This is a genomic window from Cohnella algarum, from assembly GCF_016937515.1.
GTDB lineage: Bacteria > Bacillota > Bacilli > Paenibacillales > Paenibacillaceae > Cohnella > Cohnella algarum.
Map to the genome: position 1 here is coordinate 1,881,503 of NZ_JAFHKM010000002.1, position 24,409 is coordinate 1,905,911.

Genomic DNA, 24,409 nt, shown 5'->3' on the forward strand with positions numbered 1-24,409 from the left:
AAGGGACCGAGAGTACACCACACCAGTATTTCATGAGGAGTTGCCGACATGTTTTTGCATTTTATCGAGGATCGCGAACATAAAGAGGCTTTTTTGGAACTGGCGCATCGGGTTGCGACGTCGGACGGGTTCGTCAACCGCAACGAATGGAATTACATTCGTTCCTGGAAGCTGGAATTGGGCATGGAGGATTGGGAGCCGGATGCGGGCAAGCGGGAGCGGACTCTCGCCGAGATGATCGGCTGCGTCAAGGAAGAGCAGGTGAAGAACATCTTCTTCGCGGAGGTGCTGCTGCTTATTTTCGCGGATGGCACGTTTAACGATGAGGAACAGAGAATCGCGGGCGAGATGAAAAAGCTTTTCGGATACTCCGACGATATTTTCGAGGCGTTCATGGGTTGGGTGGCGCGCATGGGACAATTGAAGGTCGAAGGGATGCAGCTTATTCTGGACCCGTCCTCGGCGCGCCGATAGCGCGGACGAGCCGGTTGACGGAGCCGGCCTGCGGCAAGCGCCGCGGCAAACCCGAACCGTAAACTCCCGCGATACGAAAGAAGGAGAGGCAGGCCCTGGCGCCCGTCTCTCCTTCTCTTCGGTTGCGAAGCTTCCGGCTCTTTCGCGGACCAAACGGTTCAAGACCCGGCCTGGTCCTGCCGGTACAGCTCCCGGCTTTTGTACCCGGCCTTCAGAATCTCCTTCATTTCCTCGCGCCGCTTCGATCGGGTCGCCTCCTGCTTGGCGCTGTACACGTAACGCGCCCAGTCCTTCGGTAGCCTTCCGTCAGCGACCGGTAAAAGGCAAGCAGAGCCGGCTCGTCCTCCAGATCCTTTTCGATCTGCGGAATCAGCTCGATATAATCGCCGACCCGCTGACTGGCCTTGGAGGCCGTTTTCCCTTTGCCCGCGGCATCCTCTTTGAAGCCGACGACGGTAAACACGTCGTCCAGCCCCACCATGCGCGCGAATTTGATATCGCTATTTCCCAGATAGCCTTCCTCGTCGCTGTTCAGGCCCGACAACAAATCGTCGCGGTGAATGAACGAGGGATAAACTTTGTTGCCTTTCTTCGGGTACGCAGCGAACAGATATCCGTCCGGGTTCAGACGCCCGTTCGAGATCACGTCATCCGTCAGCTTTTTGAGCGACTCCATATCCAGTACGAATGCAAAGATAAGATCGTACGGTTCGTCTCCGAGAGCCGTGTCGTAGCCGGCCATTCCCGCGAAATAATCCGTGCCTTCCGGTTGATGCAGGATAGCGGCCCGCGCGTATTTATGCAGGCCCAGCTTTTCGACGATCGATTTTCCCATGCGCGCCTCATTCCCTTCGTGTGCTCAACATGCGTTCGCTATTATTATAACTCGGGCGAAGGGCGGGGAAACCGGCGATTTCCGCCGGTACGGCAAAAACGTTCAATATACGGCCTCGTCGGACCACTCTCCGGGCAGGGGCGCATCCGGCAGAATCGGGAGTCCGAGCGCTTCCGCCGCCATTTGCAAATAAGGCATGCCATAGTCGAACCCCGGTCGGGATTCGCGGGCATTGACCGCCGAAAGCCATCCTGTTTGGCTGTCGCCCAGACGGTTTAACGTATGCAGATCCTTGCCGTACAGGGAAGAGTCCCAGCGGATTCGCGGAATGAGGGCGGCCACGACCGGGTGCGGGAAGCCGCTCGCTTCGGAGATGATGGCGGAGGCCTTCTCGGGTTCGCTGCGCATGAACGCATGGGCGCGCAGATGGGCTTTCAAATAGGCGATCACGACATCTTCGTTGCGATCCGCCCAATTTCCGTCCGCCACGAGCCCCGTTAAATAATCGCCGCCGATCCCGTCGGACGGAAACGACACGGCCGCCCCGACGGACTGCGCCCAGCTCGGGTAGGGCTCCCACATAAAGCTGGCGCCGACATGGCCGGAGAGGACGCCGTTCAGACAGTCCCGCATCGTCCGGTGGACGATCGGTTCCGTCGATAAGCCGTGCGCGTTCATCCACTGCTGCAGCCGAAAGGAGGCGCTGGAATGGCCGACCGTGGAAATGGCCGATCCGGCCAGCTCATCCGGGCGGCTCGCCGCTCTCCGGGCCGGGACGACAAGGGCGATTCCACCGCCGTTGCGCGCCTTGCCGTCGAACGCCAGAAACAATGGCCGAAACCGGGGCAAAAGATGGCTCAGCGCCCGGCCGGCAATCAACGGATAGTCTCCGACGGCCGCGATGTTCACGGTTCCCCCGATGAGCTTCTCGACAAGCTCCATGCCGTTCGGGGCATTGAGCCAATTCACGCGATAGCGGGTCGACGGGCTTATCCGCCGCAGCTCGTCTTCGAACAATCCCTCCTTTTTGATGATAAGGGTGCTCCATAACAAGGCGGCCCCGCTTTGATAACCGACAGTGACCGTGCGTTCGGCACCGTTTTTCGGGCCATTCTCGTTGCCTTGCCGGGAGTGAAGATGAACCCATGCCCGGAGCTTTTCTTTGTCGATCCAGATTTCCTTGCCGATTTTGATGTGGGGCAGCCGTTTCTCCTTGCGCCACCGATCGATCGTGGCTCGACTGACGCCCAAAATGTCCATGGCTTCCTGAAGGCTGATCAGATCAAATCTCGCGTTGGACATGCGGGGTCGCTCCTCTTGACGCGGATTAATACAAACTAAATTTATGGGATTTATCAGTTATCCTTATCATAAGGGGCGGAAGCCGATATTTCAATGCGCGGTTTCTCATTGCGCTTCGATTTTCCTCATTTCTCCTCATCGTATTGACACTCGATAACGGGCGATGGTAATTTCTTGACAACAAAACTAAGTAAATAGCTTGGAATTGTGAGTATTCAAAAAGCAATGAGGGGCAGTGAGAGAATGAAAAGACGCATTCGAAAGAAGGGCATCCTCGCGAGCGGAATGTTGTGGGTGGCGGCGGTCATGGCGCTGACGCTGCTGGCCGCATGCGGATCGAACGGCGCGAATCAGGGGGCGGGTTCGGCAAGCGGCGGCCCGAGCCCCGGCGCGAGCTCGTCGCCGGCGGCGGGCCCGGACGAAGCGAGCCCGAGCGGGGAAGCGGGCAAAGCCGCGGAGTCGAACAAAACGATTCGCATCGGCTATCAGAAATACGCTTCGATCAACATCTTGAAAGTTCGGGGCGGTCTGGAGGAAAAGCTGGCCGAAATCGGCTACAAGGTCGAATGGACCGAGTTTCCCGGGGGTCCTCAGCTGCTTGAGGCCGTTAATGTCGGCAGCATCGATTTCGGCAACGTGGGCGAAGCTCCCCCGATTTTCGCCCAAGCGGCCGGGACGCCGCTCGTCTACCTCGGCCATTCGCCGGCGAGTCCGAAGGCCGAGGCCATTCTCGTTCCCGAGGATTCCCCGATCAAGACCGGAGCGGATCTGAAAGGCAAAAAAGTCGCCTTGAATAAAGGCTCGAACGTCCATTACCTGCTCGTGAAATATTTGGAGCAGCAAGGATTGGAATACTCCGATATCGAGGTCGTGTTTCTCCCCCCGGCCGATGCGAGAGCCGCGTTCGAAAGCGGCAGCGTCGACGCCTGGGTCATCTGGGAGCCCTTCTACTCCGCGGCGCAGCTGGCGACGAACGCCCGCGTGCTGGCGGACGGCGAAGGACTGGTGAACAATTACGAATTTTATCTTTCCACCCATTCATTTTATGAAAACGACAAGCCGGCGCTGGACGTACTGCTGGAGCAGCTCCGGGAATCCGACCGGTGGGCGGCGGAGAACCCGTCCGAAGTGGCCGGATTGCTTGCGCCGGATCTTGGCCTCGAGGTTCCTTCGCTGGAGCAGGCGCTGTCCCACCGTGGGTTCGGCGTCGAGCCGATAACGGACGATATCGTTCTGGCGCAGCAGCAAATCGCCGACGCGTTTTTCGATCTGAAGCTGATTCCGGAAAAAATCGATATCCGGGAGGGGATCGTCGAGTGAGCGCGGCACGGACGTCGGAATACGGCCGAGAGCGCAGTCAATCATACCCTTCCCGGGATTGAGGAGAATGGCGATGGAAATCTTCTGGTTTATCCCCCTGCACGGGGACGGAAAATATTTGGGAACGTCGGAAGGCGCGCGCGCCGTCGATTACGATTATATCCGCCAAATCGCGCAGGCGGCCGACCGGCTCGGCTATCGCGGCGTGCTCGTCCCGACGGGCAAAGCCTGCGAGGACGCCTGGATCGCGGCATCGTCGCTGATCTCGGCCACCCGCCGGCTTAAATTCCTCGTCGCCGTGCGCCCGGGGCTCATGTCGCCGTCCGTCGCGGCCAGGATGGCCTCCACTTTCGACCGTCTGTCGGGCGGCCGGCTGCTCGTGAACGTCGTGACGGGCGGGGACCCTCACGAACTGGCCGGGGACGGCATTTTCCTCCCGCACGGCGAGAGATACGAACAGACCGACGAGTTTATGACGATCTGGCGCAAGCTCTTGCAGGGCGAGAGGGTGTCCTATCAAGGCAAGCACTTGCGGACGGAGGAGAGTGAGTTGCTGTTCCCGCCGATCCAGCGGCCGCATCCGCCGGTTTATTTCGGAGGCTCCTCGCCCGCCGCCCATCGGATCGCGGCGGATCACGTCGATGTTTACCTGACGTGGGGAGAGCCCCCGGAGGAGGTCGCCAAGAAGATTGCGGACGTGCGGGCGCTCGCCGAAGCGAAAGGCCGGACGGTCCGATTCGGCATTCGCCTGCACGTGATCGTCAGGGAAACGGAGGAAGAAGCGTGGGCTGCCGCCAACCGGCTGATCCGCTACGTGGACGAAGAAACGATCGCGGAAGCGCAGCGCATTTTTGCCCGGTACGACTCCGTCGGGCAAAAGCGGATGGCCGACCTGCACAAGGGCGACAAGTCGTCGCTCATCATCGCGCCGAACCTGTGGGCGGGCATCGGACTCGTTCGCGGGGGAGCGGGCACCGCCCTCGTCGGCGATCCGGAATCGGTGGCGGCCCGGATGAAGGAGTACCGCGAGCTCGGCATCGAGACGTTCGTCTTGTCCGGTTATCCTCATCTGGAGGAAGCCTATCGGGCGGCCGAGCTGCTGTTCCCGCTGCTGCCGCTGAAGCCTCAAGAAGAACAGGACCGCTCGGCGCCGATCGAAGCCGCGGGAGAGATGATCGCGTACAACAAACGCCCGGGCAAACGAACCGTCATGGGGGATGGGGGAACGGCATATGAACTTCATCGTCAAGCTCGCGTATAACCGGTTCGCTCCTTTTTATTTCCCGATTCTCGTCCTCGTGGTCTGGCAATGGCTCGGCCAGTTTGGCTATATTTCTTCCCGCACGCTGCCGACCCCGCTCCAAGTGGCGGAGGCCGGCCTTTCTCTTGCGAAGTCGGGCGAGATTTTCCGATATATTCTCGACAGCACGAGACGGGCATTCATCGGTCTCGGGATCGGGGGCGGCATCGGCTTCATTCTCGGTCTGCTCAACGGCTTGTCCCCGGTTTCGTTTCGCTTCCTGGACAGCACGCTGCAGATGGTCCGCAACGTGCCCCATCTCGCGCTCATCCCGCTTGTCATTCTGTGGTTCGGAATCGACGAAACCGCGAAAATTTTCTTGGTCGCGCTCGGCGTGTTTTTCCCGATCTATATGAACACGCTGCACGGCATTCGTTCGATCGATCCCGGCCTGATCGAGATGGCCAAAGTGTATGGGCTTCGGGGCTTCGCGTTTTATCGCGAGGTGATCCTGCCAGGGGCGCTTTCCTCCGTTCTCGTCGGCCTTCGCTATGCGCTCGGCTTCATGTGGCTGACGCTCATCGTAGCCGAGACGATATCGGCCAATTCCGGCATCGGCTACATGGCGATGAACGCCAGGGAATTCATGAGACTGGATATCGTCGTGTTCGCCATTCTGATTTACGCGATTCTCGGGAAGCTGTCGGATTCGGCGGCCAAGCTGCTTGAGCGCCGGCTGCTGCGGTGGAATCCAAATTATGCCAAGCCGTAAGGGGATGGCATGGGAGGGAACGGGATGAGAGTCAATCAAACGGGAGCCGGGCTCCGCATTCGGGCGGCAACGAAAACGTTCGGGGAAAAAAACGTGCTGCGCGGAATTGATCTGGACATTCCCGCCGGCCAGTTCGTCGCCATCGTCGGGCGGAGCGGATGCGGCAAAAGCACGCTGCTGCGGCTGATCGCCGGACTTGAACGTCCGAGCGGCGGGGAGCTGGCAATCGACGGCGCGGCAATACGCGGAGTGCGGGACGACGCGAGAATGCTGTTCCAGGACGCGCGGTTGTTGCCGTGGAGAAAAGCGGTCGCGAACGTGCAGGTCGGCGTGAAATCGGGCAGCCGGGAGCTCGCGCTGGAGGCGCTCCGGCAGGTCGGGTTGGCCGATCGCGCCGATGAATGGCCCGGCGTCCTTTCCGGCGGCCAGCGGCAGCGGGTCGCGCTGGCCCGGGCGCTGGCGGGAGAGCCGAGGCTGCTCTTGCTTGACGAGCCGCTGGGCGCTCTCGATGCGTTAACGCGCATTGAGATGCAGCGGCTGATCGAGCGGCTGTGGGAAGAGCAGCGATTTACGGCGGTGCTGGTCACGCACGATGTAAGCGAGGCGGTCGCGCTGGCGGATCGCGTTATCCTCATCGAGGACGGCCGGATTGCGCTGGACGTCGACATTTCGCTCGATCGCCCGCGCGAGCGGGACAGCGGTTTTATTTATTTCGAGAAGTTCATATTGGATCGCATTCTCGAGCGCGACGGCTCGGAACGCAGGCGTAACCAAAAGCTTTCCTATTCGATTTAACCTTCGATTCAGCCGTTTCGTCCCGGTTCCCCTTTCCTTCATTCCGGGCGGATTCGCCGTCGAAGCGCCGGCTTGAGCCGGCGCGAATGAAGCCGCAAGGGAAGGATTCCCGTCGTCATTTGTCGAATAGCACTAATCATGATGACGAAAAAACGCATTCTGATCATTACGGCCTTATTTTTGCTCGTCCTGACGGGGATTCGGATGGCCTGGGTAGCCACCAGCAGCATGCCGTCCGAACGTCCCCTTGCGGCGGAAGGCGTGCTCGATCTTCGCGGCGTTTCATTGAACGGCCCGATTTTGCTGGACGGGGAATGGATGTTTTATCCCGACCGGTTTTTGATGCGGGAGAGCGGCGCTTCGCCTGCGGGGGGAGTTCCGGTTGCCCTCCCCGGCTCCTGGAAGGGCAGCTTCGACGATCCGGACCGGACGATCGGCTACGGCTCCTTCCGGCTCCTCGTTCGGCTGGGCGATTCGGCCGAACGGGAGCTTGCGGTGGCGATGCCCAGTTCGGTTTCGGCTTCCGAGCTGTTCGTGAACGGCGTCAAGCTCGGGGCGGCGGGAACGCCGGGAACGACGGCCGAAGAAACCGACGCTTTCGAGGGCCCGTATACCGTGTCCTTCACGGCCGATGGGCCGGAAGCGGAAATCGTGATCCATGTCGCGAATTTCGGCAATGCGTTCGCGGGGGGGCTGCTCGGCTCGGTTCAATTCGGAACCGAAGACGAGGTCGTTGGGCATAAACAATTTTCCATCGCGATGCAGCTGTTCGTCTGCGTCGTCCTGATCATTCACGTGATCTATGCGCTCATTCTCTATTTCATCGGGGCGAGGCACCGGGCGGTGCTTTTGCTGGCCTTGTTAATGGTAGGAGCAAGTCTGACGGTGCTCGTTACCGATGACCAATTGCTCGTCACCTGGCTGAAATTGCCCTACGAAATCAGCATGAGGCTTTTCACGCTGAGCTATTTATGGGCGGCGGCGCTGCTCATCCTTTTCGTCCAGCGGCTATATCCGAATTTGCAGAAGCGGCCGTGGCATATTTATTACGGGGCGATTACGGCGGGCTTGACGGTTGCGGTCGCCCTGATGCCGACCGCCTACGTGCCGTTGGTCGATCAGGCGACTCTTCCCATACTGCTCGCGGGCTTTCTGTATGTACCGGTCATCACTTGGCGCGCGATGCTGACGGTCGAGAGCGACGCGATGTTTTTATGGCTCGGCTCCGTCGCCCTGGTCTTTAACCTGAGTTGGGGAATGATGAATCTGTTTACCCCCGACTTTCGCTCGCTGCATTTCTATCCGCTTGACTTGATCGTCGTCTTTTTTTCCTTCGCCTCCTATTGGTTCAGGCTGTATTTCCGGAGTTCCCAGCAGACCGCGCGGCTGGCTGCCGAGCTGCAGAAAGCGGACAAGCAAAAGAACGACTTTCTTGCCAACACCTCTCACGAACTCCGCAATCCTCTGCACGGGATGATCAATATCGCCCGCAGCGTGCTGGAGGAGCAAAGCGTTCATCCCGCCGGGAAGGAAAAGCTGGAGCTTCTGGTCACCGTGGGCAGGCGCATGTCGATTTTGCTGAACGATCTCATGGATTACGACCGTTTGCAGGGGAAGGGGCTGCGGCTCGAACCGAAAGCCGTGCGGGCGCAGGCCGCGGCCGCCGGAGTGATCGATATGATGGGCTTTATGATGGAGGGCAAGGCGGTCGAGCTGCGCAACGAAATTCCGGAATCGTTCCCTCCGATTCTCGCGGATGAAAACAGGCTCGTCCAAATTTTGTTCAATTTGCTTCACAATGCGCTCAAATTTACGACGGAGGGCCATGTGACGATTCGCGGCGTCATTCGGGGGGAGTCGGCGACGCTTGAAGTCGAAGACACCGGAATCGGCATCGAGCCCGGAGATCTGGAGAGGCTGTTTCGGCCATACGAGCAAGTCGACTCCAGCCTCACGGCGATCGGCGGGGGAATCGGGCTGGGCTTGAGCATCAGCCGGCAGCTGGCCGAGCTGCATGGCGGGACGCTGAAGGCGGAATCCGAGCCGGGCCGGGGGTCGACCTTCCGGCTTACGCTGCCCCTCGCTCCAGAGTCGGGTCGGACGGACGCTGCAACGTATCCGGTCGAGATCCGGTGGCAGACGCCCTTGGCAAATGCGGATTCCGAAGCCCTGCCGGGCCCGGGGCAGATCGCCGCGGCGGCCGAGTACGGCGAACGGATGCCGCGGGTGCTCGTCGTGGACGACGACCCGGTCAACTTGCGCATCCTTCAAGGGATGCTGCCCGGCAACCGGTACGAAGTGGCCACCGCCTATTCCGGGCACGAGGCGCTGGAGCTTATCGCCGGCGGCGAGTGGGATCTTGTCGTGGCCGACGTCATGATGCCCCGCATGTCCGGGTACGAGCTGACACGGAACATCCGAAGGCGATTCTCGATGTCCGAGCTGCCGGTGCTGCTGCTGACCGCCCGCAGCCAGCCGGAGGATATCGCGGCCGGATTCCAGGCAGGCGCGAACGATTACGTGGTCAAGCCGGCCGACATGCTGGAGCTGCAGTACCGCGTTCGCGCGCTGACCGAACTCAAGCTTACGGCGGGCGAACGGCTTCGGATGGAAGCGGCCTGGCTGCAGGCCCAGGTTCAGCCGCATTTTCTGTTCAACACGCTGAATTCCATCGCGGCGCTTAGCGAGATCGATACGGCGAGAATGCGTTCGTTGCTGGACGTGTTCGGCAAATATCTGCAGGCGAGCTTCGATTTCCGCAATTCCGAACGGGTCGTCCCGCTGGGAAGGGAACTGGAGCTGGTAAGGGCTTATCTTTACATCGAAAGGGAACGCTTCGAGGAGCGGCTCCGCGTGCGGTGGGAAGTTCCGGAGAACCTTCTCTCCCCCCTCATTCCTCCGCTTTCCGTGCAGACGGTAGTCGAGAACGCGGTTCGGCACGGCGTTTTAAAGCGAACCGAAGGCGGGACCGTGCGGATCGAAGCGCGGGATAACGGGGATCACGTCGCGATTCGGGTTTCGGACGACGGGGTCGGAATCGAAAAGCGAATTTTGACGAATATGCTGGAGGATCGGCCCGGGAGGGCCGGAGGCATCGGGCTGCTCAATACGAACCGACGTCTGCAGCAAATTTACGGCCGGGGGTTGGACATCGCGAGCGTGCCCGGCCAAGGCACGACCGTCACGATCAGGGCGGGGAAGCCTTGAACTGGAGGCAAATTCCGGATCGTGGCTTTCCGGATCGTGGCTTTCCGGGTCGGGGGCTTTCCCGGGGCTTGCAAACAAAAGGAATGACGGCCGCATACGCGCAGCGGGGTTCCGGCGAGTTGCAAAGAGACGACGAACCTCCTAAGCTTAAAGCAGATCAAAAAACTCGAAGCAAAGGAGACGGCCGCTCGTGAAAAAAAATCGTCTGGGCGCTTCCGAACTGATCGTCGGCGAAATCGGGCTCGGCTGCATGTCGCTGGGCACGGAGGAACGGAAAGCGACGGCGCTTGTCCACGAGGCGCTGGAGCTGGGCGTCAATTTTTTGGATACTGCCGATCTGTATGACGGAGGACGCAACGAGGAGCTGGTCGGCAAGGCGATCCGGGGCCGGCGGGATCGGGTGGTGCTGGCCACGAAGGTTGGCAACCGCCGGATCGCCGGGCAGGACGGCTGGGTCTGGGATCCGTCAAGGAAGCATATTCTGTCGGCCGTTAAAGAGAGCTTGCGCAGACTCGGCACGGATTACATCGACTTGTATCAGCTTCATGGGGGGACGATCGACGATCCGATCGACGAGACGATCGAGGCGTTCGAGCAATTGAAGCGGGAAGGCGTCATCCGGGAGTACGGGATTTCCTCGATCCGCCCGAACGTCATTCGGGAATATGCGGCGCGCTCTTCGGCGGTCAGCGTCATGAACCCGTACAGCATCGTAGACCGCCGGGCCGAAGAGGCCGTGCTGCCGTTGCTGGAGGAAAAAGGGATCGGCGTCATCGCCAGAGGTCCGCTTGCGAGCGGAGCGCTTGCGGCGAATCGGCAGCCCGTCAAAGGCGTGCCGGACTACGAGCTCCCGGAGCTGATCGCGCTTCGCGACGGGCTTGAGGCTCTAACGACGCCGGAAAGAAGCCTCACGCAGCTTGCCATCCGCTATTCGCTGAGCCATCCGGCGGTTGCCGTCGCCATCCCCGGAGCCAGCTCGCGCGAGCAGCTGCTTCAGAACGTCGCGGCGGCGAACGCGCCGGAGCTGACGGAGGAAGAGGTGCGGACCGTGCACCGTCTCAGCAAGGCGAACGTGTACGCGCTGCACCGCTGACTGGAGGCGGCGAGCATAGGGGGTCGAGGCCGAATGCCGCAAGCCGAATACGGTTTGCGGCTTTTGCACTTGCCTGGAGGGTTAGGGTTCTTTCACCCAAACTCCGAACCCAAACTCCGAACCCAAACTCCGAACCCAAACTCCGAACCCAAACTCCGAACCCAAACTCCGAACCCAAACTCCGAACCCAAACCCGACCCCCTCCCTTCTTCGCCTTCGTTGGATTTTATCCAACCGGCAGAGCGAAAAAGGCGAGAGAAGCAGGCTACGCTGGATTTTATCCAACGGGGAATGGGGATTCCGGATAAAAAGCCCCAAAAGGCGTCCCTTGATTGGATGAAATCCAACCGGGGCGGCGAGGAGCCCGAAAACCTCTCTTTTCGCTGGACAAAATCCAACGAAGCCTAATCGGCGGCGGCAACCTAGTATATGGTCTCGAAATAGCGAACGCCGCGCCGCTGGGAGCTGCATGTGGTCCGAAAGGGGGATTCCAACGAGTGGCGGTACCTCTCTTTCCAATTGTAACGTGACGGAATGCGCGAGGGGCAACCGCACCATCCATCCGCTTATCCATGAACCCGTACGATTTTTCCTACAAAATCGCCCCGAGAGGCGGTTCTGCGTACACTTTTGTATGATATTTCGTACAAAACCCCTCGCATTTGCCGCTTCCCGGTGGCAACTGTACGATTTTTCCTACAAAATCGCCCCGCCAGGCGGTTCTATGAACACTTTTGTATGATATTTCGTACAAAACCCCTCGCATTTGCCGTTTCCCGGTGGTATTTGTACGATTTTTCCTACAAAATCGCCCCGCCAGGCGGTTCTGTGCACGCTTTTGTATGATATTTCGTACACCCTCCCCCTTCATCTGGTGCTTCCGTGCCTATGACGGTGCATTTTTTTATCGTACCGTATGATCCGAGCGAAAACGCGAAAACGCGAAAACGCTACTTGGGGACGAACCGCCAGTGTCCCCCTCCACCAGGCCACGTCCGGCGAGTTGCAACCCCCCGTGAATTTGAAGCGTCCATTTAAAGAGCAAATCTATACTGGTTAAAGAGCATATCTATTCTGGCGCGGGATGTGATCGGGGATCGAAAGAGTAAGGAAGATCTTGTTCAGGGTAACCGTCGGGCTGTGGGCAGCCATGGCGTTCGCGGGTTTTTGGGTGTATTTCGGGAAAGCTTATTACCCGGACCTTCCCTACGACGGAGGTTCGAAAAAGGAAGCGATTCAAAAGCTGGAAAATAGCGGAGGCGAGCTGATCGAATTGGCGTCGGACGGCAGCTTCTATTGGCTGGGCCACAAAGGGAACCGGCTGGACGGAAGAAACCGGGTGATCGACCATATGGAAAGCCGGGGATATACATATGATTACGATGAGGGCTCCAGCCTCTTTTTTCAAAAGAACGGGCGGACGATCGTAACGGGAACGAATTGGACGGCAAAATATGTTTTGTACAAAGTGCCGGTCGAGGCCCGCCTTGACGAACGACCGCCGGAGGTGTAGGCTCGAAATCGAATGAGTCCGGCTGGAATGAACGAGCCCTGCGGAACGAAAGGCGTGGTCATGCGGATGAACGTCAGCTTCGCGAAATCGGAAGCGCAGCGGGAGCGTCTCGAGCTGGTCGGAAGACTGGCGGATGAAATGAAGCGGGGCGCTCACGAAACGGATGAGGAAAACGGCTTCAACTTCGGCCATATCGAAAAATTGAAGGAAGCGGGGTATCCGGGCTGGACGGTGCCGGCCGAATACGGCGGAGCCGGGATTACGCTTTACGAGTTCGTGCTGTACCAGGAGCGGCTGGCGCAAGGCGATCCCGCGATCGCGTTGGGCATAGGCTGGCACCTTGGCATCGTCTACGATCTGGCGCACAAAAGGCCCTGGAAGGAAGAAGCGCTCGGCAAGCTTTTCCGGGCCGCGGTTTCAACGGGTGCCTTGACGAACCGGGCGGTTACCGAGAAAACCTCCGGAAGTCCGTCGCGAGGCGGGAAGATGCTTACGTCGGCCGTCGCGACGGCGGAAGGCTATGCGCTGAACGGACGCAAGACGTTTACGACGCTGTCGCCCGTGCTCGATCTCGTCATCGTAACGGCAACCTTGCAGGAGGACGGGACGAAGGCGGACTTCCTGCTTCCGATGTCGACGCCCGGCGTCTCGGTCGATCCGACCTGGAACATGATGGGCATGCGCGGCACCGGAAGCCACGATCTCGTACTGGAGGACGTCCGCGTGCCGGCCGAAGCGCTTGTCCATCGCTACGCGGATTCGGACGGCCAGTCCGCCAGTCCCTTCCTCCTGCATATTCCCGCCTGTTACCTGGGCATCGCGCTGGCGGCGAGGGCGGAAGCGCTCGCCTTTGCCGCGGATTATCAGCCGAATTCGCTGGACCGGCCGATTCTGTACGCGCCGAACATCGGCCAGCTGATCGGGGAGATCGATCTGGAGCTTTCCGCGGCGAGGCACTTCCTCTACTCCGTCGCTTCCCGCTGGGATGAGCCCGTCGCCGATTCTCGGCAGTGGATACCGGAATTGAACGCCGTCAAAGTATTCGCCATCCGGACGGCGCTGTCGGTCGTGGACAAGGCGCTTCGCATCGCGGGGGCTCATGGCCTCGCGTTATCCCACCCGCTGCAGCGGCTGTACCGGGACGTAAGGTTCGGTCTTAGCAATCCGCCGATGGAGGACAGCGCCCTCCGCGTGCTGCATCAGCACGCGATCGCCGAAATCGAGCGGGCGCGGGGGGAGCGGCCCTGAACGGACGGCCGCCCGCCGAATCGGCGGATGACGTCCCGTCACGATTTTTGTCATGGCCGTCACGGGATCGTGAATAGGGCTGTACGGGCAGATGACGGTTTGTTACACTTTATCTAGGAAATGGAGCGAACCGAGAGAGACAAGGTGGCGACGCGATGATATCGATTGTAGTTGCGGACGATCAGCGGCTGCTGCGGGAAGGATTGCAGACGATCCTTCAGATGGAAGAAGGTTTTCGGGTCGCGGCCTTGTGCGAGAACGGCGCGGAAGCGGTCGCCGCAGCCGGGCGGCACCGGCCGGATGTGGTGCTGATGGACATCAAGATGCCGGGGATGGACGGAATCGAAGCGATGAAAACCATCAAGCGCGAGCTCCCCGGCACCGTCGTCCTGATGCTGACCACGTTTGCCGAGGACCAGTTTATTGTCGATGCGATGGCGGGCGGGGCGGACGGCTTCCTGCTGAAAGACATGCCTTCGCGGCAAATCGTGCAGACGATTCGCGAGGCGATGAACGGCGGGGTCATCCTGCCGGCTCCGATCGCTTCGAGGCTCGCCGCCAAGGCGGCCGTCATGTCCGGCGGCAGGAGGGACGCATTCGACGAGGACAAGCTGAAGGAAGCGAACCTTGCATTCACGGAGCGCGAACGGAACATTATTATGCTCATGATCGAAGGCTATGGGAACCGCCAAATCGCCTCTTCGCTCAAGATGGGCGAAGGGACCGTCCGCAACTACGTGAGCGTCATTTACAACAAGCTCGGCACGAGCGACCGGCAGGCCGCGATCGCCATGCTGAAGCCGATGCTGAAGACCTTGCTTTAGCCAGACAGCCTCCCGTCGCGTTCGCCGCGATGCGGGGGCTGCTTTGCCTTGCTCTCCATTCCGCTATCGGAAGGGTGTCTGAACGTCGGCCGTCGTTTAGGTGACGGGAGTCATGATTTTTGTCATATTTGTCATGTTCTGCATGACAGCCTGCTTGTCCGGTGCGGTTCTATGTTAAACTGCATGTATGAAACGCGACGGAGCGGTATGTTCTCCGCGCGAAGGAGCCTGCGGTGGCTATGAAAAAAAGGCAACGCGTTTCCCTTCTGATCTGGTGCCTCTTCTGCGCCATTATTATCTGCGCCTTTCTTCCGGCGCTTCTGGTGGAGCGGCAAGACCGGATGACCGGGGACCGCAAAGCTTTTGTAACGCTTGTAAAGCATTGGGAGATCGCCTTCGGTACGGAAAAACCTTCTCCGGGCGACTGGACGCCCTTGAACGCCGACACGAGGGCCGCTATGGGGCAATATCGGGGGACGGTGTGGCTGCAGCGCAGTCTGCCGGAGCTCGACTGGCGCAGTCCGTATCTTTTTTTCTCCATGATGAACCGGTTTGAAGCGTATCTGGACGGGAACCTGCTGTACCGGTTTAACATGGACGAGAACCGGCGTCATATCAATGGCATGAAAGTGTTTCATCCCGTTCCGGTCAGTCCGCAGGACGAGGGAAAGACGCTGCTGATCCGGACGGAGTGGACGGCGGAACCCTTGTTCGGCAACGATCTGGCGCTTGCCGGCGAGCCGGATCAAATCCTGTATGCGCTCATCAAGGCCGAGCTTTCCTACATCGTCTATTCGATCCTGGGCATTACGGCCGGCATCGTCGGATTGGCGCTGTTCTTGCGAAGCAGGGAGGCGCTGTTCGGCTGGTTCTCTTTGTTCGTTTTGGCCATCGGCTTCAGCTTTTTGCTTTCCTGCCGCTCGTTGCAATGGTTCGTCCAAATGAAGGAGATCTATTACTGGCAGTTGATGCTGGTTCCGATCTCCGTATGGGCCGGCATCGGGTTTTACGGCAATGCGCTTCCAACTGTGGACAAGCGGCTTGTCCGGATCGCGCATGTCGCTTTGACGGTTTTGATTGCCAGCGTCGTCGTCTGCGCGATCGGGTTTCCGGAATGGTACAAGAAGTACACGTTCGCGGGCGTTGCGATTGCGGTGGTGATTATGTTTTCGGTCGTCTCGTGCGTGCTTGCCCTGCAATCCGGGAGGAAGGCCTGGGCCGCGATGAAGGAGGTGCCGCCCGGCATGCTGCTGGAGCGGCAATGGCTTATGCGGGGCTACTGGACGTTTATGCCGTTCGCGAGCCTCAGTCTTATCTCGAACTTGTTTCCCGATCTGCTGACCGTCTTGCTCAACTCGCGGACTTATCTTTACCGCATTATCGAAGGGTTGATGCCGAACAGCCTGTTTCTGTTCATAATCTGCATGGCGATGGTGCTGGTCAGCCGGGTGCGGCGGGTTCACCTGGAGGCGGAGCGCAGCGCGGCCGAGCTTTTGGTCAAAAATCAGGAATTGGAGCACTTCCATCGCAATCTGGAAGATCTAGTCGAGCAGAGAACGGCCGAGCTGGAGCAGGCCAACCGCACTTTGGCCGTCACGCTTCGCGAAAAGGCGGAAACGTTGGCGGAAATGTCGGTGCTGGAGGAACGGAACCGGATCTCCTACGAAATGCACGATGTGGTCGGGCATACGCTGACCGCCGCGATCGTGCAGCTGGAAGCGACGAAAAAGCTGACCGCCCGGGAAGGAAGCATTCAGCAGGAGAAGCTGGAGCTGCTAAGCGAGCTCGTGCGCAAGGGGCTGAACGACATTCGGAAAGCGGTCAGGCTGATGAAGTCTGACGAGGAGCAGCCGCTTCCGCTGGAGGCGTCGCTGCGCGAGCTGATCCAATATACGGAGGATACGATGGAAATCAAGGTGGACAGCGAGATTTCGCTGCCGCCGGAGCTGCCGCTGGGCAAAGTGACGGAGGGCGTGCTGTACCATGCGCTGCAGGAAGGGCTGACGAACGGAATCCGTCACGGGCGCGGCGAACGCTTCCGTTTTACGCTTCGAACGTCCGACGGGAAGCTGATGTTCCGGCTTGTCAACGACGGGCTTCCGTTCGGTTCGGAAACGCCGGGCTTCGGTCTGACCGCGATGATGGAGCGGGTGGAACTGCTGGGAGGCTCGGTCGCGATTCGTTCGTCCGCCGCCCCGGACGGCTCGCCGGCCGGCTGCGAGCTGGCCATCGTCATTCCGCTGTCAGCTTAGGAGCCAGCAGCTTTGATCGGCAGGCAGGAACGCGACCCGGAAAAGAAATGAACGGCCAATACGGCCGCAAGCCGAAAATCGCCGTTTTCGCGGCTCCCTGGCGGGAGGACGCGGAGCGGCTTTTTTTTGCACGAAGGATTGTTTAAAATCTTCACCGCTCGATTCCTGCGACATCTCCCCCATCCGCTCCGACAGCCGGCTCGGCCCTCCGCACGTCCGCTGCCGGCCCGGTTGAGTCGTGGCGACTCATCTCGCCCCGCCATGCGCATACGGCCGCGAGCAGTTGCGTAAAAATGACTCATCTCGCCGCCTCCGCACGTCCGCTAACGATCCAGATGAGTCGTGGCGACTCATCTCGGCCCCGCCATGCGCATGCTTGAAGCGGCCGACGACGGTCGCCTTTGTCGGGGGTAATTTGCTTGTTCTTAGACCGCCGTTTTGGCGCCAATATGCAATCTGAGACATCGGCTCGTCGCAAGCTTATGACTCGGATGACAAAAAAGATGACGGTTTGTAACTATTGCCGCGGCCTGCGTTTTTTTACAATCAACGGGGTACAATCAATCGACGGAATGGAGTTCTGGACATGGGAGAGAGGATCGGGAAAGGAAGACGCCCGGTATGGGCGGTTGCTCTTATCGCGGCGCTGCTGCTGTCGCAATTCGCCGTACCGGCAAGCCGCACGTTCGGTTCGCAGGCTGCGGAGTTGAGCGTTTATGCAGACGAACTGGCGGAATCGTTTTACAACTACAGCTGGTCGGGCGTAAGCCTCGAGGAAACGGAGACGGTGTATGAAGGAAGCCGTTCCATCCGCTTCGAGGCAAATGAAGGACAGGCAATCTATCTGTACAAAGATCGCGTCATGAATGCCGGCGATTACGGCGAGTTCAGATTTTGGCTGCATGGCGGAGAGAGCGGCGGCCAATCGTTCGCGCTGGCCTTTACGTTGGGCGGACATGAAATCGTCAAGCTCGCTTCCGAAAGCCTGCTGCCGGACGGCGTGCCGGCGGGCGAGTGGACGGAAGTGATCGTGCCGCTTGCGGATGCCGGAGCGACAGGCTTGCTGGACGGCATCCAGATTTGGGGCTCGGGAGCGCAGTCGCCCGTTTTCATCGACCGGATGCGCTTTACCGGCGCGGCCGAACCGGGCGAAGAGCCGGGTGGCGAAGAGCCGGGTGGCGAAGAGCCGGGTGGCGAAAACCCGGGCGGTGAAGAACCCGGAGGCGAAGATCCCGGAGGCGAAGATCCCGGACCGGTTGAACCGATCGAACCGATCGAAGGCGTTTATTTGTACGATGACCGGCTGGCGGATTTTGTCACCGATTACAGTTGGGGCGAGGCAAGTCTGGAGGAAAGCGAAGTCAGACGGACCGGCACGCGCTCCATCCGCTTTACGCCTGACGGCGACGAGGCGTTGTACTTGTATAGCAGCCAACTGCTGACCGTCAACGATTACGAGAAGCTTCGCTTCTGGGTGCACGGCGGAGAGACGGGCGGCCAATCCGTCACGCTTGTGCTGACGGCCGGAGGCGAAGCCGCCGCGACCCTTCCGCTGGAAAATTGGCTGCCCGACGGCGTGCCGGCCGGAAGCTGGGCGGCGGTCGAGGTCGATCTGGCCGAGCTGCAGCTTCCGGCCCGACTGTTCGACGGTTTCCGGCTGATCGGAGGCACCCCCGGGGCGCAGGAGCCGATCTATATCGACGATATTGCGCTTACCTCCCGGAAAGCCGCGCAAGCCGCCGTCGCCGAGCTGCGGCTGAGCCAGCCCCGCCTCGTCATGATGCCGGGAGAGGAACGGCGGATCGAGGCGGAAACGTTCCTCGTGTCCGGCGATACGCCGGTCGTAACGGAGGAAGCGGAATGGTCGGTCGATCGGCCGGAGCTTCTGTCCGTAGAAAATGGAAGGCTTACCGCATTGTCCGAGGGCATCGCCAAAATTACCGCTTCCTACCGAACCTTTACGGCGGAGGGCTATGTTCAGATTACCGGCACGCTGGAGGAGCCGGTGTATGTCGACGCGCTGGCGGAAGGATTCAACAATTTCAGCTGGCACGAGAAAGATTTCGCGAGCGTCGAACAGGCCCGAAGCGGCGTCTCGATCAAGTTCGAGCCGGACGGTTGGGACGGCGTCTGGATTTCCGGGGACGAAAAGCGGGACCTTGAACGCTATTACGGGTTCCGGTTCTGGCTTCATGGCGGCAGCGGCGGCGGGCAGGAGCTGTTGTTTCACGTCTATGACGGCAATCAGTCGCTTGGCGCGGTTCCCGTCGGAGAGCTGCTGCCGGGCGGTTCGATTCCCGCGGGGCAGTGGACCCAGGTGACGGTCAGCATGGCGGATTTGGGACTGGAGAGCGGTTCGTTAGACGGGCTCATCGTGCAGGCGGCCACCGAAGAGGATCAGGAAGCGGTCTACATCGACGATATCGCGCTGCTGGCCAATCCGAACCCGGGACGCTTGCCGGAACCGGAGCTCCCGCAAATTACGGTGACGGTCGACCAGGCGTCGGAGCGAAACCCGATCAGCGGCGATATTTACGGCATCAATTTCGACGATAACCATCCGACCGACTCGACGCTGCCGTTCCCGATCGAGCGTTGGGGAGGCAACCAGACGACGCGTTACAATTGGCAGCTGGATACGGCCAACCGGGCGGACGACTGGTTCTATATCAATTATCCTTACGACAATGACAACCCGCAGGACTTGCCGGACGGTTCGATGTCCGACCGGTTCATTGACCGGGTGCTGGGGCGCGGCGACAACGTGCTGATTACGGTTCCGACGATCGGCTGGACGCCGAAGGACCGGACGGTCAGCTACGGATTTTCGCAGGAAAAGTACGGTTCGCAGCTGGAATGGTCCCCGGATTTGCGGGATGCCGGCAACGGCGTTCGCCCGGACGGCTCGCTCGTCACGGGCAACGATCCGACGGATACGTCGAAGCGGGTCGGCACGGAATTCGCGACCGGCTGGATCCAGCATATCGACGAAAGAACCAATGGGAAAGTGCGCATGTACGCGCTCGACAACGAGCCGGAAATTTGGCATGTGACGCACCGCGACGTCCACCCGGAACCTCCGACCTATGACGAGCTCTGGGAAAAAACGGTTTCGTACGGTTCGGCGATCAAGCAGGCCGATCCGGACGCGCTGCTGTTCGGACCGGTGTCGTGGGGCTGGTGCGGCTACTTCTATTCTTCGGCCGACGCGTGCGCCGACGGACCGGACCGCCAGGCCCACGGCGGCACGCCGTTCCTGGAATGGTACGTGCAGCAGGTAAAAAATCACGAAGCGAATACCGGCGTCCGGCTGATCGATTACCTGGACATCCATTACTACTCGCAGGAGCCCGCGGTTCCGTCCGAAGACGAGAGCCCGCTGGCGGCCAAGCGGCGCTTTCAGGCGCTCAAATCGTTGTACGACGAAAACTTCGTCGATCAATCCTGGATCCAGGAACCGATCCGGCTGATTCCCCGGATGAAGGAAATCATCGCGAACAACATGCCGGAACTGAAGCTCGCGATCACCGAGTACAACTTCGGCAACGGCACGGGCATTACGGCCGGGTTGGCCCAGGCGGAAGCGCTGGCCATCTTCGGCAGGGAAGGCGTCGATCTGGCTACCCGTTTCGGCAACTTCCGGGCCGGTACTCCGATCGAGGATGCGTTCAAGCTGTACCTCGACTATGACGGCAACGGCTCGCGCATCGAAGGCAGCAGCGTGGCGGCGAGCTCGTCGCTCTTCGACGCCGTCGGCGCCTATGCGATCGAAGGGACGGACGGAACGACGTACGTGCTTCTGTTCAACAAGGATACGTTGACGAGGGATGTCGCCGTGAATACCGGACTGGCCGGCGGCGCGACCGGCGAGCTGTACCGGTTCGACGCCAAGCAGCGGCTCGGCGCGATCGGCGGGGCCGCCCTCGGCGCGGACGGGTCCGTTACGCTGGAGCTGCCGAAGCGCTCCGCGACGCTCCTTGTCGTACAGGGAAATTAAATAGGAGATCCAAATAAGGACAACGGCAACGTCCCTTCCGCAATCAAGCGGAGGGGGCGTTTTTTTGCGCAATCGATGGAAGTGAGCGCCGCCGTAGAGGAAATCGTTACGCCGCAGAACACATCACAGGCCAAGCGAACGGGTTGATGACGTTAGTGAAAACTTTCCGTTATAACCAGGACGACTGATTACGAATGTTTGAAAATGGACATAACGACTTATATTCAGGGTAAAGGAACCCAAAGGAGGGAACGGCGTGAACAACTTGGACAACTATCGGCAGGGAGAACCCGGCGAACTTCGGCTGAAAGGCAAAACAGCCGTCATCACGGGGGCGGGATCGGGGATCGGGCGCGCCGCCGCGCTTCACTTGGCCCGCAACGGGGCCGACGTCTGCCTCATCGATCTGAACGACAACCGGACCGAACAGGCGGAACGGGAAATTCGCGAGATGGGCAGGGAAAGCCTGTTCGTCGACGCGGACGTATCGGATCCGCAGCGGGTAGAGAAGGCGATTCGGACGGCCGTCGACCGGTTCGGCCGCATCGACGTCGTGTTCGCGAACGCGGGCATTAACGGAACGCTCTCCCCGATCGAGGATCTGCAGCCGGAGGACTGGGACAAGACGCTGGCGACGAACTTGAAGGGAACGTTTCTGACCGTCAAATACGCGATCCCCCATATGAAGCAGGCGGGCGGAAGCGTCATCATTACGAGTTCCGTCAACGGCAGCCGCAAATTTTCCGGTTTCGGCATGGCGGCATACAGCGCCTCCAAGGCGGGGCAGGTCGCCTTTGCCAAAATGGCCGCTTTGGAGCTGGCCCGCTACAAGATCCGCGTCAACGTCATTTGCCCGGGAGCGATCGAGACCCATATCGGCGAAAATACGAATCGCACGAAGCAGGTCGATTAAATCGACATCCCCGTCGAATATCCGGAAGGCAACCAGCCGCTGGAGCATGGGCCGGGGAAGCCGGAGCAGGTGGCCGATCTCGTGCTGTTCCTCGCCTCGAAGCAGTCCAGCCATATTTCCGGAACGGAAATCTTTATCGACGGCGCGGAAACGTTATTGTAGGAAAATAGTTGAAAAAGAAGCTCCCGGACCGCTAGCAGAGCGAAACCGGGAGTTCTTTTTCGCGATATCCGGAAAGCGTCCCGCCGCCGAAGGGCGGGTTTCAAACGCCTTGGCGTCATTTTACCCGGAACGTGCGGTGTCCGTATTTCCGGACGAGGATGAGGGCTGCGGTCAAATAGGCGAGCGATAAAACGAGTATCGCGATGGCGAACGCCTGGGCCGGTCCCCGATAGATAATGCTGAATCCGCTGGCCGACGATACGAGCGAGTTGATCACGTGATAGAACGGATTTTTGGAATTCAGTTCCGTCGTATACGGCTGAAAGATGTAGTACATGAACAAATGATGGACCGAATAAAAGACGGAAAACGACAGAATCAGGATCCACAGCAGGGGAAGATCCCGGTCCATCGGCACCCCGGCGGCCAAGGCGAACAAGGTCAGCGCGCTTCCGAGCGCGGCGGCCGTCAGCAGATTCAGGCCGAGCATCCGGGCAAGGCGGATCCGGAAATGCCGCGGGACGGCGTTCCGGTAGAAGCCGTAGCGCAGCAGGCTGAGATCGCAGTTATAGAACATCGCCCGGCACACCCTTTCTCCGACCGACAGGGCGAACATCGAAATCGCCGTGTAAGGGACAAGCGCCCCCAAGTCCAGCGCGGCGGCATGTTCGCGGTACGCGATTCCGAAAATGACGCCGATCGCGGCCAGCGCGCCGACGATGGCCAGCCGAACGTATAAGGGCTTGTTGACCAAGCTCCGATGCCTGGCGAAAAACAGCGCGTTCAGGTACGCATACCCTTCCTTGCCGTTAAACTTGTCGCTGCTCAGCGCCTTCGGCGAGAAGTCGCTTTCCTTCGTTTTGACTTCGTTTTTCTGCGCGTCCGCCATCATCTGCCCGATATTCAGCAGCGGGTCGTCCCGCTTCGCGGCGGCTTCCACCGCGCCCGCGTAATCGCGGTAGCGCGCGAGCCGAACCGTCGCGTATAAGCCTGCGGCCGCAATCGCAAGCGTTGCCGGCACATTGACGAGCAATGATCCGGTCGGCGGCGCGAACCGGAACAGGATCGGCAAATAGGCGGCCGCGTAGCCGAGGGCGATCGCCAGCCAAACGACCGCGTTGTTTTTGATCAGCACGTGTCCGGTTTTGTCAAACAGCTTCAGGTGAAGAAACTCGACGAACACCCGCCACAAGGCGACCGATACAGCCAGCAGGATACACGGCCAGAGGGTTGCGCCAAGCAGGGAAGCGAACAGAAACAGGGCCGGCACATACGATACGAAAAACAAGACGTACCGGTAGGTCAGCGACGTCCGCATGTAACGGCCGGCCGGCATCCTCATCAGCTTTACCGCGATGTATTTTTCCCGTTTCGGCTCCAGAACGGTGGCGCTGGAGAAGCTGACGACGACGAAGCTGAGCATGGCGAAAATATGGTAAAACAGCAGCAGCCGTTCCTCCTGCGGAAGCGTTTGCCCCCATAAGGCGACCGGCAAATAGACGAGCAGACCCATATAAGCTATTTTCGTCAAAAACGGCCACAGAAGGCTTAAAACGAGCATGACGACGGAAGCCGCCTTTTTCAGCTTCAGACGGGAATAAACGCCGTCCGACACCCGCCCGCCGACGAGCGGAAGCCGCTTGACATAATAGAAAAACCGGTTGGCGGCGGAGGACGTCCGGATCGCGAGCAGCGTATTAAGCGTCCTCAGCATGGCCTTCATCCTTCAGCAGCTCGATGACGCTCCGTTCGAATTCCGGGCTGCGCAGCAGATCGGACGGAACCGACGACAGGCGGCCGTTGTTCAGCACGACAAGCTCGTCGCACAAATCGGAAGCGAGCTGCAAAATATGCGTGGAAAAAATCAAAATATGGTCCTGCTTCATCCCGCGAAGCAGGTTTTTCATTTCCAGCGCGACGATGACGTCGAAGGACGTGAGCGGCTCGTCAAGCAAAATGACCGGCGGCTTCGTGATCAGAAACAGCAGCATTTGCAGCTTGTTTTTCATCCCGTGGGAATAGCCTTTGATCAGGCGGTGCCGGTCTTCCTTGGCGATGCTCATGATTTCGAAATACTCGTCGATGCTGTGGTTCGGCTGCACCTTGTCCCGGTTGATGTCCATGAAAAACCTGACGAATTCGTACCCGGTGAGAAACTCCGGCAAGATCGGCAGCGAGTACACGTATCCGATATCCTGCTCGCGGAGCTCTCTCGTTTGGCCGTTCTCTTCCAGCAGCGCTTTTCCTTCGTCCATCTTCGTCTCGCCGCTCAAGCAATTGAACAGCGTCGTCTTGCCGGCGCCGTTTCGGCCGAGCAGGCCGTAAATGTTGCCTTTCTGAAAGGTGAATCCGGCTCCTTGAAGCACCTTCTTGTCGCCGAATTGCTTGACGACATGGTCCAGGATCAGGCGCCAAATCATCTCCTCCGTTCGAATGCGATACTTCTTTTTACGGGACATCGG

The 24,409-nt window shown here is 59.7% G+C and carries 16 protein-coding genes and 2 pseudogenes; 14 read left to right on the forward strand and 4 right to left on the reverse strand.

Features of this window, described 5'->3' with window-relative positions; all coding sequences use genetic code 11:
- Nucleotides 1-48 precede the first annotated feature (48 nt).
- A complete protein-coding gene (locus JW799_RS08545; protein WP_080832137.1) occupies nucleotides 49-474 on the forward strand; it encodes a hypothetical protein in 426 nt (141 codons plus the stop codon).
- A 158-nt stretch (nucleotides 475-632) separates the two neighbouring features.
- On the opposite strand, the pseudogene JW799_RS08550 reads toward JW799_RS08545, so the two are convergent.
- Together JW799_RS08550 and JW799_RS08555 are read right to left on the reverse strand one after the other, a co-directional pair.
- Nucleotides 633-1,309 (reverse strand): annotated as a pseudogene (locus tag JW799_RS08550) (YdeI/OmpD-associated family protein).
- A gap of 102 nt (nucleotides 1,310-1,411) precedes the next feature.
- Complete coding sequence (locus tag JW799_RS08555; RefSeq protein ID WP_205429403.1) at nucleotides 1,412-2,611, reverse strand: helix-turn-helix domain-containing protein; 1,200 nt, start codon at nucleotides 2,609-2,611, stop codon at nucleotides 1,412-1,414.
- 243 nt (nucleotides 2,612-2,854) lie between these two features.
- Between JW799_RS08555 and JW799_RS08560 the strand changes: the two genes are divergently transcribed.
- From JW799_RS08560 to JW799_RS08620, 13 genes and pseudogenes are all read left to right on the forward strand, one after another.
- Nucleotides 2,855-3,931 (forward strand): sulfonate ABC transporter substrate-binding protein, encoded by a 1,077-nt coding sequence (locus tag JW799_RS08560; protein WP_205429404.1) that lies wholly within the window; start codon nucleotides 2,855-2,857, stop codon nucleotides 3,929-3,931.
- Between the two features lie 73 nt (nucleotides 3,932-4,004).
- Entirely contained in the window at nucleotides 4,005-5,192 is a 1,188-nt protein-coding gene (gene ssuD, locus JW799_RS08565) for an FMNH2-dependent alkanesulfonate monooxygenase (protein ID WP_205429406.1), read from the forward strand.
- Nucleotides 5,164-5,943 (forward strand): aliphatic sulfonate ABC transporter permease SsuC, encoded by a 780-nt coding sequence (ssuC, locus tag JW799_RS08570; RefSeq protein ID WP_205429407.1) that lies wholly within the window; start codon nucleotides 5,164-5,166, stop codon nucleotides 5,941-5,943. The genes ssuD and ssuC overlap by 29 nt, the downstream gene beginning before the upstream one ends.
- A gap of 24 nt (nucleotides 5,944-5,967) precedes the next feature.
- Nucleotides 5,968-6,738 (forward strand): ATP-binding cassette domain-containing protein, encoded by a 771-nt coding sequence (locus tag JW799_RS08575; RefSeq protein ID WP_205429408.1) that lies wholly within the window; start codon nucleotides 5,968-5,970, stop codon nucleotides 6,736-6,738.
- Between the two features lie 138 nt (nucleotides 6,739-6,876).
- On the forward strand, nucleotides 6,877-9,945 hold the full coding sequence (locus tag JW799_RS08580) for a hybrid sensor histidine kinase/response regulator (RefSeq protein ID WP_205429409.1): 3,069 nt from the start codon (nucleotides 6,877-6,879) through the stop codon (nucleotides 9,943-9,945).
- 190 nt (nucleotides 9,946-10,135) lie between these two features.
- Nucleotides 10,136-11,038: an aldo/keto reductase gene (locus JW799_RS08585; protein ID WP_080832133.1), complete on the forward strand. Its 903-nt coding sequence runs from the start codon at nucleotides 10,136-10,138 to the stop codon at nucleotides 11,036-11,038.
- A gap of 33 nt (nucleotides 11,039-11,071) precedes the next feature.
- On the forward strand, nucleotides 11,072-11,446 hold the full coding sequence (locus JW799_RS08590; RefSeq protein ID WP_205429410.1) for a hypothetical protein: 375 nt from the start codon (nucleotides 11,072-11,074) through the stop codon (nucleotides 11,444-11,446).
- 709 nt (nucleotides 11,447-12,155) lie between these two features.
- Nucleotides 12,156-12,551 carry a hypothetical protein gene (locus JW799_RS08595; protein ID WP_080832132.1) on the forward strand — a complete coding sequence of 132 codons (396 nt, stop codon included), beginning with the start codon at nucleotides 12,156-12,158 and terminating at the stop codon, nucleotides 12,549-12,551.
- Between the two features lie 27 nt (nucleotides 12,552-12,578).
- A complete protein-coding gene (locus JW799_RS08600) occupies nucleotides 12,579-13,799 on the forward strand; it encodes an acyl-CoA dehydrogenase family protein (RefSeq protein ID WP_240353205.1) in 1,221 nt (406 codons plus the stop codon).
- Between the two features lie 155 nt (nucleotides 13,800-13,954).
- A complete protein-coding gene (locus JW799_RS08605; RefSeq protein WP_080832131.1) occupies nucleotides 13,955-14,623 on the forward strand; it encodes a response regulator transcription factor in 669 nt (222 codons plus the stop codon).
- Between the two features lie 239 nt (nucleotides 14,624-14,862).
- A complete protein-coding gene (locus JW799_RS08610; RefSeq protein ID WP_080832130.1) occupies nucleotides 14,863-16,875 on the forward strand; it encodes a sensor histidine kinase in 2,013 nt (670 codons plus the stop codon).
- Nucleotides 16,876-17,461: 586 nt separating this feature from the next.
- The gene (locus JW799_RS08615) at nucleotides 17,462-20,872 is read left to right on the forward strand and encodes a glycoside hydrolase family 44 protein (RefSeq protein WP_205429411.1); all 3,411 of its coding nucleotides are present in this window, start codon (nucleotides 17,462-17,464) and stop codon (nucleotides 20,870-20,872) included.
- A gap of 265 nt (nucleotides 20,873-21,137) precedes the next feature.
- Nucleotides 21,138-21,947: pseudogene (locus JW799_RS08620) on the forward strand (SDR family oxidoreductase).
- A 115-nt stretch (nucleotides 21,948-22,062) separates the two neighbouring features.
- Here JW799_RS08620 and JW799_RS08625 read toward each other — a convergent pair.
- Together JW799_RS08625 and JW799_RS08630 are read right to left on the reverse strand one after the other, a co-directional pair.
- Nucleotides 22,063-23,661: a hypothetical protein gene (locus tag JW799_RS08625; protein WP_205429412.1), complete on the reverse strand. Its 1,599-nt coding sequence runs from the start codon at nucleotides 23,659-23,661 to the stop codon at nucleotides 22,063-22,065.
- Nucleotides 23,645-24,406 carry an ABC transporter ATP-binding protein gene (locus tag JW799_RS08630; RefSeq protein WP_240353206.1) on the reverse strand — a complete coding sequence of 254 codons (762 nt, stop codon included), beginning with the start codon at nucleotides 24,404-24,406 and terminating at the stop codon, nucleotides 23,645-23,647. The genes JW799_RS08625 and JW799_RS08630 overlap by 17 nt, the downstream gene beginning before the upstream one ends.
- Nucleotides 24,407-24,409 lie beyond the last annotated feature (3 nt).

Bases quoted from the DNA above. Each gene is read 5' to 3' on its own strand.
- JW799_RS08545 (WP_080832137.1), top strand. From the start codon at position 49: ATGTTTTTGCATTTTATCGAGGATCGCGAACATAAAGAGGCTTTTTTG.
- JW799_RS08555 (WP_205429403.1), bottom strand. From the start codon at position 2,611: ATGTCCAACGCGAGATTTGATCTGATCAGCCTTCAGGAAGCCATGGAC.
- JW799_RS08560 (WP_205429404.1), top strand. From the start codon at position 2,855: ATGAAAAGACGCATTCGAAAGAAGGGCATCCTCGCGAGCGGAATGTTG.
- ssuD (WP_205429406.1), top strand. From the start codon at position 4,005: ATGGAAATCTTCTGGTTTATCCCCCTGCACGGGGACGGAAAATATTTG.
- ssuC (WP_205429407.1), top strand. From the start codon at position 5,164: ATGAACTTCATCGTCAAGCTCGCGTATAACCGGTTCGCTCCTTTTTAT.
- JW799_RS08575 (WP_205429408.1), top strand. From the start codon at position 5,968: ATGAGAGTCAATCAAACGGGAGCCGGGCTCCGCATTCGGGCGGCAACG.
- JW799_RS08580 (WP_205429409.1), top strand. From the start codon at position 6,877: ATGATGACGAAAAAACGCATTCTGATCATTACGGCCTTATTTTTGCTC.
- JW799_RS08590 (WP_205429410.1), top strand. From the start codon at position 11,072: ATGCCGCAAGCCGAATACGGTTTGCGGCTTTTGCACTTGCCTGGAGGG.
- JW799_RS08600 (WP_240353205.1), top strand. From the start codon at position 12,579: ATGAACGAGCCCTGCGGAACGAAAGGCGTGGTCATGCGGATGAACGTC.
- JW799_RS08605 (WP_080832131.1), top strand. From the start codon at position 13,955: ATGATATCGATTGTAGTTGCGGACGATCAGCGGCTGCTGCGGGAAGGA.
- JW799_RS08610 (WP_080832130.1), top strand. From the start codon at position 14,863: ATGAAAAAAAGGCAACGCGTTTCCCTTCTGATCTGGTGCCTCTTCTGC.
- JW799_RS08615 (WP_205429411.1), top strand. From the start codon at position 17,462: ATGGGAGAGAGGATCGGGAAAGGAAGACGCCCGGTATGGGCGGTTGCT.
- JW799_RS08625 (WP_205429412.1), bottom strand. From the start codon at position 23,661: ATGCTGAGGACGCTTAATACGCTGCTCGCGATCCGGACGTCCTCCGCC.
- JW799_RS08630 (WP_240353206.1), bottom strand. From the start codon at position 24,406: ATGTCCCGTAAAAAGAAGTATCGCATTCGAACGGAGGAGATGATTTGG.